15 protein-coding genes are annotated in these 16,154 nt (G+C 37.3%); 3 read left to right on the top strand and 12 right to left on the bottom strand.

The window, feature by feature from the left end:
• Nucleotides 1-206: 206 nt before the first annotated feature.
• Nucleotides 207-899, bottom strand: coding sequence for a YggS family pyridoxal phosphate-dependent enzyme (locus AC4CUY_RS03485; RefSeq protein ID WP_336952892.1), 693 nt, complete (start codon nt 897-899; stop codon nt 207-209).
• A gap of 399 nt (nt 900-1,298) precedes the next feature.
• On the opposite strand from AC4CUY_RS03485, the gene AC4CUY_RS03480 reads away from it, so the two are divergent.
• Both AC4CUY_RS03480 and AC4CUY_RS03475 read left to right on the top strand, forming a co-directional pair.
• Nucleotides 1,299-2,336, top strand: a complete 1,038-nt coding sequence (locus AC4CUY_RS03480) for a type IV pilus twitching motility protein PilT (RefSeq protein ID WP_336952893.1) — start codon at nt 1,299-1,301, stop codon at nt 2,334-2,336.
• A gap of 25 nt (nt 2,337-2,361) precedes the next feature.
• Nucleotides 2,362-3,480, top strand: a complete 1,119-nt coding sequence (locus tag AC4CUY_RS03475) for a PilT/PilU family type 4a pilus ATPase (protein ID WP_336952895.1) — start codon at nt 2,362-2,364, stop codon at nt 3,478-3,480.
• Between the two features lie 77 nt (nt 3,481-3,557).
• Here the strand turns inward: AC4CUY_RS03475 and fur are convergent, their stop codons facing one another.
• Entirely contained in the window at nt 3,558-3,995 is a 438-nt protein-coding gene (gene fur / locus AC4CUY_RS03470; RefSeq protein WP_336952896.1) for a ferric iron uptake transcriptional regulator, read from the bottom strand.
• 112 nt (nt 3,996-4,107) lie between these two features.
• Here fur and AC4CUY_RS03465 point away from each other — a divergent pair, with 112 nt between their 5' ends.
• On the top strand, nt 4,108-4,506 hold the full coding sequence (locus tag AC4CUY_RS03465) for an outer membrane protein assembly factor BamE (protein WP_004722739.1): 399 nt from the start codon (nt 4,108-4,110) through the stop codon (nt 4,504-4,506).
• An 84-nt stretch (nt 4,507-4,590) separates the two neighbouring features.
• Here AC4CUY_RS03465 and AC4CUY_RS03460 read toward each other — a convergent pair whose 3' ends face one another.
• The 10 genes from AC4CUY_RS03460 to AC4CUY_RS03415 all read right to left on the bottom strand — a co-directional run bounded on the left by AC4CUY_RS03460 (nt 4,591) and on the right by AC4CUY_RS03415 (nt 16,110).
• The gene (locus AC4CUY_RS03460) at nt 4,591-4,920 is read right to left on the bottom strand and encodes an RnfH family protein (RefSeq protein WP_336952898.1); all 330 of its coding nucleotides are present in this window, start codon (nt 4,918-4,920) and stop codon (nt 4,591-4,593) included.
• An 8-nt stretch (nt 4,921-4,928) separates the two neighbouring features.
• On the bottom strand, nt 4,929-5,996 hold the full coding sequence (locus AC4CUY_RS03455; RefSeq protein WP_490773667.1) for a hypothetical protein: 1,068 nt from the start codon (nt 5,994-5,996) through the stop codon (nt 4,929-4,931).
• Between the two features lie 218 nt (nt 5,997-6,214).
• Nucleotides 6,215-6,670 (bottom strand): bacteriohemerythrin, encoded by a 456-nt coding sequence (locus AC4CUY_RS03450; protein ID WP_004819397.1) that lies wholly within the window; start codon nt 6,668-6,670, stop codon nt 6,215-6,217.
• Nucleotides 6,671-7,807: 1,137 nt separating this feature from the next.
• Nucleotides 7,808-8,656, bottom strand: a complete 849-nt coding sequence (locus tag AC4CUY_RS03445) for a class II glutamine amidotransferase (protein ID WP_336952988.1) — start codon at nt 8,654-8,656, stop codon at nt 7,808-7,810.
• 186 nt (nt 8,657-8,842) lie between these two features.
• Nucleotides 8,843-9,628, bottom strand: coding sequence for a GNAT family N-acetyltransferase (locus AC4CUY_RS03440; RefSeq protein ID WP_419327568.1), 786 nt, complete (start codon nt 9,626-9,628; stop codon nt 8,843-8,845).
• A gap of 174 nt (nt 9,629-9,802) precedes the next feature.
• Entirely contained in the window at nt 9,803-10,708 is a 906-nt protein-coding gene (argB, locus tag AC4CUY_RS03435) for an acetylglutamate kinase (RefSeq protein WP_336952902.1), read from the bottom strand.
• 58 nt (nt 10,709-10,766) lie between these two features.
• Entirely contained in the window at nt 10,767-12,206 is a 1,440-nt protein-coding gene (locus tag AC4CUY_RS03430) for a phosphomannomutase/phosphoglucomutase (protein ID WP_336952903.1), read from the bottom strand.
• 228 nt (nt 12,207-12,434) lie between these two features.
• The gene (dut, locus tag AC4CUY_RS03425; RefSeq protein WP_336952904.1) at nt 12,435-12,887 is read right to left on the bottom strand and encodes a dUTP diphosphatase; all 453 of its coding nucleotides are present in this window, start codon (nt 12,885-12,887) and stop codon (nt 12,435-12,437) included.
• A gap of 98 nt (nt 12,888-12,985) precedes the next feature.
• Nucleotides 12,986-15,025, bottom strand: coding sequence for a UvrD-helicase domain-containing protein (locus tag AC4CUY_RS03420; RefSeq protein ID WP_336952905.1), 2,040 nt, complete (start codon nt 15,023-15,025; stop codon nt 12,986-12,988).
• 434 nt (nt 15,026-15,459) lie between these two features.
• Nucleotides 15,460-16,110 (bottom strand): YiaD family glycine zipper/OmpA-like lipoprotein, encoded by a 651-nt coding sequence (locus AC4CUY_RS03415; protein ID WP_336952908.1) that lies wholly within the window; start codon nt 16,108-16,110, stop codon nt 15,460-15,462.
• Nucleotides 16,111-16,154 lie beyond the last annotated feature (44 nt).

The following is a 16,154-nucleotide window of genomic DNA, read 5'->3' as shown; positions in this document are numbered from 1 at the left end:
ACATGAGCAAAAACAAAGCAGGGCTTTGTTTGCAGCGCAAGATTTGGCATCCATCCCTGAAAAGAGAGGCATCGCCTACATAAATTTATTTAAATTTTCAAGGTAAGGTGCGGCTATACCAACCCTATAATCCTATAAATTAGCTTTTATGAAATGCTATAAATTAGGGTAAGCGCAATAATCTTTCAAAATACGTCATACCATGATTAATGTTTATTTGAATAATCTCGTGCACCAAACAAAGCTGTCCCGATACGTACCATGGTTGACCCTGCGGCAATGGCTTCCACCATATCTCCAGACATCCCCATGCTTAACGTATCCCAATCTTCAGCATGCGCATGATGAACTTTAACCTGATCAAATAATTGCTTTGTATCACTAAATGCTTGCGGATGATCAGGTGCAGGAATCACCATTAAACCACGCAACTTTAAATTCTTTAATTGACTAATTTGTTTTACCAGATCTGCAACTTCATCAGGCTGACAACCGTCTTTACTGTCTTGTGCATCAATATTCACTTGTAAGCAAATATTTAATGGCTTTTGAGTAACTTCTCGTTGATTTGAGAGACGCTCTGCAATGATAAAACGATCAACACCATGCACCCATGCAAACTTTTCTGCAAGATGCTTGGTTTTATTGCGCTGCACATGACCAATAAAATGCCATTCAATCTCTAAATCTTTTAAATCTTCAATTTTTTCGAGCGCTTCTTGTAAATAATTCTCGCCAAAAGCCCGCTGCCCCGTAGCATACATTTCTTTTAAGAGCATACTTGGATGTGTCTTGGAAACTGCCAACAACTGTACCTGACTCACATCTCGATTTGCTGTCAAACAGGCCTGCTGAATTTGCGTGAGTATATGATTTCGAGCTTGATTTAGATCATTCATTGACAAGGTTCTCATTTCATAAAAATTTCAGCTTCCAAGCAATGAAATTGTTGGTTATGCTGAGTGAAAGGCCTTATTATTCTACAAAATAATGAGGGTGTGTAGATCGTTTATAAATAGCTTGCGTTGTAGGCTAAAATTGAGCAAACAAGGAATGAAATGAAGAGAATAGTAAGCCTATTTTCAAATTTCACAACACAGTTTGAAATAATTTTAACTACAACTCTGTGGGACTTTGATGTTTTTGACTGCTACGTGTTAGCTTGCGAAACGATGTATCTCATCATTTAGAATAACTAAATTTCGTACTTCGCGCCTAGTAACCCAGAAAACACGCTTAAGCACAAGCATGATGAATAATCTACACCCTAGGCAAATAGATTTTTATTCGGGGACATTATGGATATTACAGAATTATTGGCGTTTTCCGTCAAAAATGGTGCATCTGACTTACACCTTTCAGCCGGTATGCCACCGATGATTCGTGTCGATGGGGAAGTCCGTCGTATCAATTTACCAGCATTGGAACATAAAGAAGTTCACAGACTGGTTTATGACATCATGAATGATAAACAACGTCGTGATTTTGAAGAACAATTAGAAACAGACTTCTCATTTGAAGTTCCAAGTATTGCCCGTTTTCGTGTAAACGCATTCAATCAAAATCGCGGTGCTGGTGCTGTATTCCGTACCATTCCGTCCAAAGTTCTGACCATGGAAGATTTAGGTTTAGGACAAATCTTCAAAGATCTTTGTGAATTACCACGTGGTTTGATTCTTGTAACAGGCCCAACAGGTTCGGGGAAGTCAACCACATTGGCCTCTATGATTGACTTTATCAATGACAGTCGCTATGACCATATTTTAACAGTCGAAGACCCAATCGAATTTGTACACCAATCTAAGAAGTGCCTCATCAACCAGCGTGAAGTGCATCGTGATACACATGGCTTTAATGAAGCACTGCGTTCTGCGTTACGTGAAGACCCTGACATTATCTTGGTCGGTGAGATGCGAGACCTTGAAACCATTCGCCTTGCATTAACTGCTGCAGAAACAGGTCACTTGGTTTTCGGCACGCTACATACCACATCTGCGGCAAAAACCATTGACCGTGTCATTGACGTATTCCCTGCTGAAGAAAAAGATATGGTACGCGCCATGTTGTCAGAATCATTACAAGCCGTCATTTCGCAAACACTGCTTAAAAAGAATGGTGGAGGACGGGTTGCCGCACATGAAATTATGATTGGTATTCCTGCAATTCGTAACTTAATCCGTGAAAACAAAGTTGCACAGATGTATTCAGCAATTCAAACGGGTGCAAACTATGGTATGACTACCTTAGATCAAAGTTTAAAAACACTGGTTGCCAAAGGTATTATTAGTCCTCAAGTTGCAAGAAATGTAGCAAAACAACCAGAATCATTTTTATAAAATGGATTATTGAGGTTTAAAAAAGATGGATTTTAATGACTTGCTCAATATGATGATTGAGCAAAAAGCATCAGACTTATTTATTACTGCCGATGTTGAACCATCAATGAAAATTAATGGTCAAATTGTTCCTGTAGTAAAAACCAAGTTAAACGGCGAAATTATTATGCAACTGCTTAACTCAATTATGAGTGAAAAGCAGCGTAAAGAATTTGCTGAGACGCGTGAATGTAACTTTGCCATTACCAATCGCGATAAAACTGCTCGTTTCCGTGTGAGTGCCTTTCAGCAGCGTGATATGCCAGGTATGGTTTTGCGTCGTATTGAAACTCAAATTCCAACTATGGATGAGCTTAAATTACCACCTATCCTCAAAGATCTGGCAATGACCAAACGTGGAATTATCATCTTTGTCGGAGCAACAGGGACAGGTAAATCAACTTCGCTTGCGTCTATCATTGGTTATCGTAATCAAAACTCTAAAGGTCATATCATCACCATTGAAGACCCGATTGAATTTGTGCATGAACATGCAGGATGCATTATTACGCAACGTGAAGTGGGAATCGATACAGATTCTTTTGAAATTGCGCTAAAAAATACTTTGCGTCAAGCGCCAGATGTGATCTTGATTGGTGAAATTCGTTCTCGTGAAACCATGGACTATGCCATAGCCTTTGCTGAAACGGGACACTTAGTATTTGCCACACTGCATGCCAACAACGCAAACCAAGCAATTGATCGGATTATTCACTTCTTTGAGTCTGATCGTCATAGCCAGTTGTTTATGGATCTATCGCTCAATTTAAAAGCGATGGTAGCACAGCAATTAATCCCAACACCTGATGGTAATTCACGTCGTGCTGCAATTGAAATTCTAATCAACTCACCATTGGTTTCAGACTTAATCCGTAAAGGTGATGTGCATGAGATTAAGGATTTGATGAAACGCTCTCGTGAATTGGGTATGCAAACTTTTGACCAAGCTTTATTTGACCTTTATAAAGCAGGACAAATTACCTATAAAGATGCACTTAAACATGCTGACTCTCCAAATGATTTACGTCTACAAATCAAATTGGATGAAGAAGGTGGTGCACAACTACTTAATGCAAATAGTAAACTCACCTTTGATGGACAATAGTCCCAAATCAAAAAAAGAGCGTATAAAAAAAGGGGGGCTTAAATAAGCCCCCCTTCATTTGTTGTATTTATGTGATTCTAGCGCTTACGATAAGCTTCCTGACATCCAGGTTCATCACAATAACCGTAAAGATTCAAAGAATGTCCAGTCAACTGAAAGCCGTGTTTCTCAGCTACTGAATGTTGCTCTTGTTCAATGGTTTCATTAGTAAATTCAACGACTTTATTACAATTTTGACAAACCAAATGATCATGATGATCTTCTTGCATTATTTCAAAAACAGAATGATTGTTTTCGAAATGATGGCGCTGAATGATTCCAGCAGCTTCAAATTGTGTTAACACACGATATACGGTCGCTAGACCGACATCTTCACCTTGTTCGAGTAATGTTTTATAAATGTCTTCCGCGCTCAAGTGGTGTTGTCTTGAATTTTCTAATAATTCCAAAATCTTGATTCGTGGTAGGGTAACTTTAAGTCCAGCTTTGCGTAAATCTTGATTTGAAATAGGCATATAAAAAGGTCTCTCAACAAATTTTAAGTTGGAATATGCAACAGAGTTGAGATGCAGTATGATCTATCCTTGGATCAATTGCATCATAATTAATTTGGGATAGTGTAGCAAAATGCAAAAAATCATGCTGACGTTATTCGTCGCTTCTTTACTTGGTGGTTGTTCTGTATTTGGAGTATACAAAGTCGATATTCCTCAAGGAACACCGTTAACCCAAGCTCAAGCTTCAAAAATTCAAGTCGGTATGACCTACCAACAAGTACAATTCTTGTTGGGTAGCCCAACAGTCTCAGATCCATTGAATCCAGGACGATGGGATTACATTTACAACTATATCCCAGGAACTTACGCGAAAAAAGCGAAGATTCCCGCAGCACATGGCCAACATTTAAAGGTTTATTTTGATCAATCAGGTGTCGTAAACAAAATTGAAGGTTTAGAAACCATTCCTGAGTCTCAACCTGGTTTACCTGCTTCTAAAGAAGCAATATTGAATGCGCCCCCACTATAGACACTTTGCGATAAAAAGAAACCCCTCAGTGAGGGGTTTTTCATATGCATTCAATTGTTTAAAGCGATTATTGTAAATAACGCCTTATTTAAATAACAATTGTTGATAGCGATTTCCACGGCAGTAACGTCCGACAGGATTTGCTTTTGCGCGATTGCGACGAATATCTTTTGGATTAATCGTTAAAGGTCTATAAATTTCAACACGATCACCTGCTTGTAATACATGTGATTGTTGTTTTATTTTCACTCCAAAGATACCAAAACTAAAATTTTCAGGCAGTTCTACTTGTTGCACCAATCCACTTTGCGCAATTGCATCAGCAATCGTCATGCCTTGAGAAAATTGTAACTCAATGTGAAATTGTTGCTTTTCGGCAGCATATGCCACCCAAATTTTTGCCACGAGATTCACCTTGACCCTTAAATTAACTGTCCAATATAGGATACCAATGCCAACACAATGCTCAAAGGTAAAATAATTCGTACCGCAATACGCCAAATATTATAAAACGCTTCAGAACTAAAATTGATCGCTTTACGTAGATGGCTGATTTTCATAATCCAACCCACAAAGATTGAATAAATCAAGCAAATGACCAAGCCCCAAATCATCAGTAATGGATTAAACACCACGACCATATTTGGAATTGCCCAAATGAATAATGCCACCAATAACACTACAAATTGAATAAGTATTGCGACTTGGCGTTGAGCTAACTGTTCTTTGCCTAGTTGTAATAATAGCGCGGCTGAAATGACTGCAGTAAATAATAAAGTATACGCAGGGATTTGTGCTGAAGCTGCAAAAAAACTAAAGGCAATCACAGCAACCAGTTGCGCAATCCAAATAGGTAAAGCTGTTTTAGACGCCTCATTATTCTGTTGGACATTTAACAAGCTGGTTTGCCAATACAAACCTAAACCGAGCCCTGTGGCCACAAGGGCTAAAATCGTAGCATTGCCCCACTCTTTAAATTCTAAAGGGGTAACATGCCAAGTCTGTAAATGGGTACCAAAGACTTGTGCAAGAATTAAAGAAAGCAGCACGCCTACCGTGATCAAACCCACTAAAATTTGACGAGGTGCAAATGACAAAGCAAAAGCCATGACAGCGGCACCAGCAAACAATAGATGACTTTGTTTCGGTAAATTCACCATTTGCACAGTACTTTGACTGATATTCGATAAAATCCCACCCGCTAAGAACGGAATAAAAATAACAGCCAGCCAGCCAACAATACGCCACGATTGTGATGCATCAGCATCACGAGTTAAGCTAGACAAGGCATTGAGTGCAGTTGTTTTAGAACGCTTTGCTAATGCAACTTCTAAATAAGTAATCGGCAATGCCAACACGAGCATTGACACTAACCACAATATCCAAAAATCAATTTGTCGATCAATTTGAATATCCAGACTTGGTGCTAAGCCTGCGATAATTATAAATGATAAACAAAATGCCATGAGCGGCGATAACCATCGTGACATAGAATAATCCTGCATGAGGTGTTTCGTAAAAAGTTCTACTATTTTGCCTTTGTCGATGCTGAAAATCAAAGTTTAAAAGAAAAAAGCAAATCACCCCTCGATGATTTGCTGCGCTAGATATTGTTATAATCTTTGTTATTTCTTTTTATCCCCTCTGAATTTTTTTAGTTAGAGAGCTGGTGATTTCCATAATTTCACAATCATAAAATGTCTGTAAATTACGAAAAAAATCTTGCAAACCAATTTTTTCCTTTTTTCTTTTCGTTTTCTTTAATGATCCCCATCATATTTAATTTTACAGCCCCCACATAATCTGCATCATCGTGTTGAATATGATTAATTAACCATTTAGACAACACCTCATGTAATTCTTTTTCTATAGAATGCCCTTCTTCAAAACTGGTACGATAACTTTCTATACGTTTAATAAACAGGTCATGTACACGCTTATGAGGAACACGATATTTATAACCAGCCTCTTCTTGTAAGCTTTCTTCAAAGGTAAAATGTGATTGCGTATAGTCAATAATATTATCAAGAATTTGCTTGATACGAGCACGATCCGTTGCCATACCGATTTCATCAATTTCATTGATGTAATCCAAAATCCTTTTATGTTGATCGTCGATCACATCGATACCCGTATTATATTCTGGAATCCATCTCATCTTCATACGATCACCCTAAAATAATGTCTTGACCTTAAGCAACCATATTAACGGCTATCTCTCTAAATAAAAATAAACTGTATTAGTCGGGATTCATTAAAAAAACTATGAAATAAATTAAGTTATTGTTTATACTTGGATAATATTTTAATCCGCACTAAAAGAGTAAGATATTTTTTAACCAATTATTAAATTTAAATGATTTTATTGATTGTCTATATTTATTATTAAGCATGAATAAATGATTATAATTGTGTAATCGATTTTTCTTACAATCACTTCAAATTTTATTTTTATACGATTTCTCGTTAAAAAACTAAGATAATTTTGTCAAAATCAGAATAAATATTCTTTTGTGATTTTGTTGTATTTTTAAATACTTTCTTTATTCAAGTAAAAATATTTTATAGATACTATTATTATTCCTCTTATTTCATGACTCACTTTAAAAGAGTTGAAATATAAATTTTATTAAGACTATTTAATATGATATTTAAATAATTATAACGGTATCATTACATCAAAAATTATATAAAGAATATAATTAAATATTATTATTTAATCGTCCTCTGTTTATTGTAACAACATCAAAATACTTAGTTAATTATCAAAGATGACAATCCCATATAGTCAACCACCTCATTATTCATACAAGTGTTTTGCATCAAGCCATTGATCATAAATGAAGCTTATGTATTGTATGAACATTTAGAAAATGTTGGTTATCAATTCATTTTTTTTGAATCTTAGATCGTGATCCTACCGTATGGCAACATGGATGTCGCCATTGGGCGAGGTACAGGACGTACCCCTCGCCTAACATAAGCAATAACAAAGCACTGCTTTGTTTGTAGTGCAAGGTTTGATAATCCCTACGAAAAGCGAGGCATCACCTAAGCAAAGGTATTTAAACTTTGAATGTAAGATGTGGCAGTGTAAGCTTTTTATAATCAAACAATTTTATTTACTCATACAGTCGATTTAATTAAAAGTATTATTTAAGAGAAATTATATTCTTGTGTCTGAGTTTTTGACAGGTTGACTATAAATTAAATTTATTTTTACAATGACTTAGATTCTAAAAAATATGGAGTTAACGAATTACGCCTCCCCCAATTTTCACATGAATTCATTCAGATCAAACTAATATTGATCTGCCTTGGTGACTCTAACCAAACTTGGATCAGCGGCCTCACGAGCAAGTCTTTCGACATGGGTTGTTGCTGCTTTTATCGCTTGACCATCTTTAAATAAAATCATCTCACCAGGCTGATATGCGGTCCAAACTTCATTTTGAGTCAACGGCTCTGTGGTAATCACGGCAACACGATCTTCTTTTGTTGTAAATTGACTAAAATCAATATCAACATCAATATCGACTAAGCGTGCATATGTAAATGGATACTCACGTACAATCCAATGCAGCTTAGTTGTCGCATAACTAAACAATGCTTGTCCATTGGAGAGGCAAAAATTAAAAGTGCCATATTCTGCAATTTTAGGTGAGATTTCTTCAAGCAAGGCAAAAACATCATTTAAACTCGGTTCAAAATAACCAAATCTTAAAACTAATTGTTCAAGCAAATAACAAAATGCCAACTCACTATCTGTACTGCCTACAGGGGTAAAACGCCCCGATAAATGCGGATGAAAGTTATGTAAATCACCATTATGTGCAAAAATCCACTGTCTCCCCCATAGCTCACGAATAAATGGATGAGAGTTTTCTAAGGTGATTTTACCTTGGGTTGCTTTGCGAATATGCGCAATAACATTACGAGATTTGATCGGATAGTTACGCACCAGTTCAGCAATTGGTGACAAGACAGCAGATTGATTATCAACAAATAAACGGCATGCTTTATCTTCAAAAAAAGCAATACCAAACCCATCAGAATGATCAGAGGTTATTCCTGCGCGTTGAGAAAACCCACGAAACGAAAAGGTAATATCAGTGGGAGCAGCGCAGTTCATTCCAAGCAATTGGCACATAGTGTATTCATACAGCATTTTATTTATAAGAATATTGTGCATGACTACGCACCTGCTTGCAAATCTCAATAACTGAAAATAACTGCAAACAGATGCATATTAGACTAATGACTTCACACAGAACAACAAAATGCTTGGGATAATTTTAGGATATCTAAGTCAAAGTATCCTTATTTTTTCGGACACTCAGCGATTAACCATTTTCTTTAAAACAAAGTTTTTGGCAATTTCATTGACATCTAAAAAGACAAAATAATCTAAACAATTAAATGCCTCATCATGATAAGCCTGTTTAGATAAACGAGCATTCATTTTCAAATAGACATCAAATAACTTCGGAATTCGTTCATCTTGTGGAAAGCTGTACTCTGGATGACACGGTTCAAAAGCAGAATTTGCCTTTATATCAATCGACTGTTTGCTAGTCATTTTCTTCAAATGCTGATGCGTATAATAAGCACGGGCCTTATTGTCTTCTAGACGAATACTGACACACCCTATTAAATGTTTTGCTTTCATTTTCCACAGCACTGTCGGAACTAGATTTAACCATAACATCGACAAGGCACGCCCATTACGATAGCGCGGATGCACACAAGTACGACCAATTTCTACAATATTAGATAAATGTGAAAGCTGAGAAAGATCAAACTCTTGTGCACTATAACTACGTGCAAGCTCATGCCCTTGAATTAACTTCAAGCGTGTATAAGCAACAATTTCATTGCTCCATTTATCACGTAATACTGCATGTTCACAATCAAGATCATATAAGTCTTGATCTAACCCATTTTCAAATGTAATGCCAAATTGATCTGCGAACTGTACTGCACGAAATTTTTGTACTTCTTTGAGTTGTTTCAGGTCTTCGACCCATTCAAATTTATATTGTGATTGTGCTTTTTTAGATTTTGGTAAAGGTAAATTTAAGTTCTGGAAGTTCTGACGATACTGATTTAATTTTGCGAACATATTTTCGACTCCTTGAGCTTTTACTTACACTAGGCAATCCCGATGACACTTATATGACGAAAAAATGACCGTTTAAAAACACGCAATGAGTAGTTAATTTGAAACAGTGTCGGTAAAATAAAAAGCCAATGCTTTCACATTGGCTTTCAAAGAAATTAACGTATAAATTAAAAATTATTTATGAGGCTTGCCACGGTTGGTAATTAATGTTCCTACACCATGATCTGTAAAGATTTCTAAGAGCGTTGCATGGGGTACACGCCCATCCACAATATGTGCACTAACAACCCCACCTTTAACCGCATCTAACGCACACCCCACTTTGGGGATCATCCCCCCGTAAATCACTCCGGTTTCAATAAGACGATCCACTTCTTGAGTACTCAAACCAGTAAGGAGGTTTTTATTTTCATCTAAAACACCCGAGATATTGGTCAATAGAATCAATTTTTCCGCCCCTAAAGCTTCTGCCACTTTACCAGCAACTAAATCAGCATTGATATTATAAGTTTGACCATCTTCATCTACACCTAAAGGCGCTATCACTGGAATAAAATCACTCTGGGTAAACATTTCCAAGACATCAGTTTTAACCCCGATCACTTCTCCCACAAGACCTAAGTCAATTTGTGTGACTGTACCATCTGCAAGCGTTTTTTCCATCAAGAGCTTTTGAGCACGTAATAAATTACCGTCTTTCCCTGTTAAACCAATAGCACGTCCACCGTGTTGATTAATCAAGTTAACGATGGATTTATTGACACTGCCGCCTAAAACCATCTCGACTACTTCCATGGTTGCTGGATCCGTCACCCGCATTCCATCAATTCGATCAGACTCACGACCTAACTGTTTAAGTAATGAATCTACTTGTGGACCACCCCCATGTACGACAATCGGATTTAAACCTACAGTCTTGAGTAAAACGATATCACGAGCAAATGAACTTTCCAAAGCAGGATCAGTCATTGCATTGCCACCATATTTTACAACGAGTGTTTTACCTGTAAATCGTTGAATATATGGCAAAGCCTCTGTCAATATTTGCGCTTTGTCGATGCCAGTATGCTGATGTGGCATTCGCCTCTCCTTAGTGAGCTGTAGGAATTAGACTGATGAATATGGATAAATTAAGAAATCAGTGTGCCTGTAGAATATCTTTGGCGATCATAGGATAACGGTCACGAAGCATAGACGCAAATGTCTGACGAATTTCATTTAAACAAATTGGGTCATCAGCATCAAACCGTACTGTAAAATATTCACCCGTATTTGATGCTCGAATAATGCCAAACCCGTGTTCAAAATCAAGGCGTATGCCATCAATTTTACTCAGTTCAGCACCAAACTGTTGACTGAGATATTCAATCTCATTCAAAACAATTTTCGGATCAGTACAATGGGTACTGATATAGGTATCTTCGGTATAGAAACGATCGGGATAACACGCTAAGATTTCAGACAATGTGGCTTGAGGAAAATAACATAAGTACTCCATCACACGTAAAGCAGCATATAACCCATCATCATAGCCAAATCCTCGCCCATCATTAAAGACATAATGACCTGCGTACTCACCACCAAAGACAGCTTGGCCTTTAGATTGCGACATGTATTTGCGTAAAAAACTGCTGCCAGTTCGAATCATCTTGGCTTGACCGCCTAAACGCTCAACCACTTGACGCACCATAGATGAACATTTCACATCAAACACGATTTCATGCTGTGGATGATCTTTCAAACAGATTTGCGCGAACAGTGCTAAAAGTCGATCCGCTGAAATAATATGTGCATTTTCATCCAACAAAACCACACGATCACCATCACCATCTAAAGCAATACCAATGTCTGCCTGATGATTGAGTACATTTTGTCGTAGTAATTCTAAATGTGAAGCTTGTGAAGGATCTGGTGCATGATCAGGGAAGTTTCCATCAGCATTACAACGTAATGCAATCACCTCACAGCCCAATTTTTTTAAAACAAGATTGGCACAAAAGCCTGCGGAACCGTTTAAACCATCAATCACGACTTTGAGTGGTCGGGTTAATTGAATATCTGTTAATAACGCGGACTGATAGGATAAACAAAATTCAGACTTTATTTGATGAGTTGCCCTTTCAACAATAGCTCCTGTATCAATCCATGCTGACTGCTTATTTTGCAGATAATTTTTTGCTTGAATTCCAATGTTTTGAATCATTTCAGGAGAAGGTGGCTCAAACTGCATAATCCATTTAATACCATTGTCAGTTTTTGGATTATGACTTGCTGTCACCATAATGCCATTGCCCTGCGTATTTCTTGCGGCAAAGTACAATTGTGGGGTCGCACAGCAGCCTATTTCAGTAACTTCAATGTGGTTATTTTGAAATACCTGTTTGATAATTTGAGCATACGCAGGACTACTTAATCGTGCATCATAACCCAAGGTTATTTTTGATTGACCCTTTTCAATCAGTTGATTAACTAAAGCATATGCCACTGCCTGAATCAATTCTGGGGGCATCATTTCAACTTTTCCACGGATATCATAGGCGCGGAAAAGTTGAAAAGGAAAATCATTCATCTTTTTCATAAGCAAAACTTCTATTTGCTCAACCCTTTATTTTGTTAGCTTCATCTCTCTAATGATTAGCAGTCAATTCATTTATATGAAAATATTTATATCAGGTCAAATGCAATATACTAAAAACTCTTGATAATATATTCAATTTCATACAAGGCTTTATACATACTTTTTGTTACAAATCAATATAATATTAAAAAAGCCTGATAAATCAGGCTTAAAAAATTATAGAAAAATCTAGTTTTTCCCAGTATGACCAAAACCACCAGCACCACGTTCAGTCGCTTCAAATTCATTTACAATATCAAATTGCGCTTGAACTACAGGCACTAATACATATTGCGCTAAACGCTCACCAGGCTCTAAAGTAAAGCTGGTTTGACCACGATTCCATACAGAAACCATTAATTCACCTTGATAATCTGAATCAATTAACCCAACCAAATTGCCCAATACGATCCCATGCTTATGGCCCAAGCCCGAACGTGGTAAAACTAGACCAGCAAAATTAGTATCTTCAATATAAATGGCCATGCCTGTTTTAACTAAAACAGTTTGACCAGGTTCAATCTGAATCGCTTCTTCTACACATGCACGTAAGTCCAAACCTGCTGAACCTGATGTTGCATATGTTGGCATTGGCCATTCTTGACCTAAACGTTGATCAAGTACTTTTACTTGAACTTTCATATTGAAATCCTTGGTTAAATAAAGCTGTTAAAAGTTTTTTTATTTTTTTCGATCTGTTCAAAATCAAATCGAAAGAAAAAAAAGAACTGGTTTAAAAATTAACGTTTTAATAACGCTTTTAAGTTTTGTAAATATTGCTGTGCTTGTTGCTTTGGATCGACATGTTCAGCTATTTTTTTCTTACGCCCTAGCCAATCAAGCTCATCTTGTGGCAATTCATCTAAGAAGCGACTTGGCGTCATTTGCTTCATTTGTCCACCATTTTTACGCTGCTCAGCCAAAGTCAAGGTCAAACCTTGTTGTGCACGAGTAATCCCCACGTACATTAAACGGCGTTCTTCTTCGATCGTTTCCGCAGCAATGGAGTTCTTATGTGGCAGAAGCTCTTCTTCTAAGCCCATAATATAAACAAATGGAAATTCCAGACCTTTAGATGCATGTAATGTCAGCAGATTGACCTTATCGGTGTCTTCATCTTCCTGTTGTTGCTCAAGCATATCCAACAACACCATTTTACGAATCACACTTTCAATGTTCTTTTCATCTACATCTTCAGCACGGTTGATTAAGCTTTGAATACTGGTATAGAGCATCTCCACATTATCAATCTTGGTTTTTTCTTGTGCAGGCGTTGCCGCAGTTTCACGTAAATAATCGATATAGCCTGCATCATTCATCATTTGACGAATTTTAGGAACAGGTTCATCGTCATCTAACAATTCACGAGTGAAATCATTGATAAAGCCAGCAAACTCAGCCAATTGTGTGGTGGCCTTTTTTGGCATCACCATAGTTAAGCGTTGATCACTTGCCGCAGCCAACAGTGATAAATGATTTTCTTGGGCAAAAAGACCTAACTTTTCAAGTGTTACTGGGCCAATTGCACGTTTAGGCGTATTGATAATACGTAGGAAAGCACTGTCATCTTCAGGGTTAATGATGATACGCAAGTAGCTCATCACATCTTTAATTTCTGCACGACCAAAGAAAGATTGACCACCAGAGAGCTTGTATGGAATCTGCATTTGACGTAGCTGAGTTTCCAATACACGTGCTTGGAAATTTCCGCGATACAACACCGCATAATCTTTCCAGTTTTTGCCATTCATCAATTTATGCGTGAGCAGGTCTTTTACTACGCGTTCAGATTCATCATCATCATTACGACAGGTGATGATTCGAATGACTTCACCATGGCCTTTATCACTCCACAACTTTTTATCAAAAATGTGTGGGTTATTTTCAATGACATGGTTCGCGGCTTTTAAAATACGACTGGTAGAGCGGTAGTTTTGCTCCAGCTTAATTACTTTTAAATTGCGGAAATCTTCTTTGAGCAATGCCATATTTTCAGGCTTTGCACCACGCCATGCATAAATGGATTGGTCATCATCACCAACAGCGGTGAACTGCCCCATCACACCGACCAATAATTTCACCAAAATATATTGCGCGGTATTGGTGTCTTGATACTCATCCACAAGTAGATAGCGAACTCGGTTTTGCCAACGATCACGAACTTCTGCATTGTCTTGTAAGAGGCGTGTTGGCATCACGATCAGATCATCAAAATCTACGGCATTATAAGCACGTAAATTTCGCTCATATAATTGATACAAGTGGGCAAACTGCACATCTTCTGGTGTTTCACAAGTCGTATGTGCTTGTTCAGGCACAATCAAATCATTTTTCCAATCTGAAATCTTTTTCATGGCTTTAGCAATCAATTCTTTGCTTTCAGCGCCCGATAAATTATCACGATGCATCAAATCCATAAGAATACGCTTACAGTCATCGGCATCAAGGATTGAGAAATTATTTTTCAGTGGGGTATTTTTCAGCTCAATTCGTAATAAATTTAAACCAAAGGTATGAAAGGTTGAAACCGAAAGCCCTTTCCCTTCTTCTTTACCCAACAACTTACCGACACGTTCTTTCATTTCACGTGCAGCTTTATTGGTAAAGGTCATTGCAGTAATTCGATGTGCAGGAATCCCACACTGTTGAACCAAATACGCAATTTTTCTTGTAATTACTGAGGTTTTACCTGAACCCGCCCCTGCAAGTACTAACAAGGGTCCTTGAGTATATTTCATGGCTTCAAGTTGCTTGTCATTTAGTTGACTTGCTTTCGACATTGTTCATCCTCTAAAAACTTCGAGCTCGATTATAGTCATCTAAAGTAGAGTTGCAAAATGCTTAATTTGAATTTTTCAAATATAAAAACCAGATAAAAATAATTTCAGTTAAATTATGCTTTAGTTTCAAACCGTCTTGTTTCAATACTCTATTTTGCTCTGAGCTGTTGTTATTCAGTTAACCTGTGATCAAATGGCGAAAGCATAACCAAAAGCTATCACCCAAAGCCATAATAACGGTTAACACACTGCAGCAAGAAGAGAGACTATCCTCGAATCAACGCTCGTATTAATGATAAAAACCTTAATCTCATACTTAAAAAGATTAATAAAATTTAAGCAAAAATTTGGAAAATAAAAAAAGGAATCATAGCGAACTATGATTCCTCTTCAACACTTTTAGCTAAAAAATTCGCTACTTTTATTACGATTTCTTAGTTTGTCGCATAAATACTAATTTCTACACGACGGTTCTGTTCACGACCCGCAGCAGTTGAGTTATCTGCGATTGGATTTTGCGAACCATAACCTTGGGTATCAATACGGCTTTGTACGCCTTTACCTTTAAGGTAGTTAGCAACTGAGTATGCGCGGTTTTGAGATAATGGAATGTTAATTGAGTCATTCCCTGTATTATCCGTATAACCAGTCACAAGAATTACACTCTTGTTGTCTTCCATTAAAGTTTGTGCAACTTTATTCAACGTACCGTAGAAGTTCGGTTTAATTGATGACTTGTTAGTATCAAATGTAATGCTACCTGGCATAACTAAAGCTACAGAACCATCTGGATTACGGTTAACTTCTACACCAGTACCCTGCATTTGCTGACGTAATTTCTTCTCTTTATTGTCTAAATAAAGACCAGTACCAGCACCTAAAAGCGCACCTATTGCTGCTGCACGATTGTTTTGTGCAGATGAGTTTGCATTACCACGAGACAAACCATAGCCCGCTGCTGCACCGATCAAACCGCCAATAGCAGATTTGTCGTACTCCATACCACCAATGTTATTACCAGTTGATTGACAGCCAGAAAGTACTAAAGCCCCTGCTGTAAGTGTTGTAATTAATAGTGCACGCATTGCATGCCTCCAAGTTGTGTTTTTTGTTAGCTTAATTTTGGTAT

The sequence above is a fragment of the Acinetobacter sp. 778_lipA genome, assembly GCF_058242985.1.
Note: the sequence above shows the minus strand (reverse complement) of the source record. Positions and strands in the feature narration are given on the sequence as shown.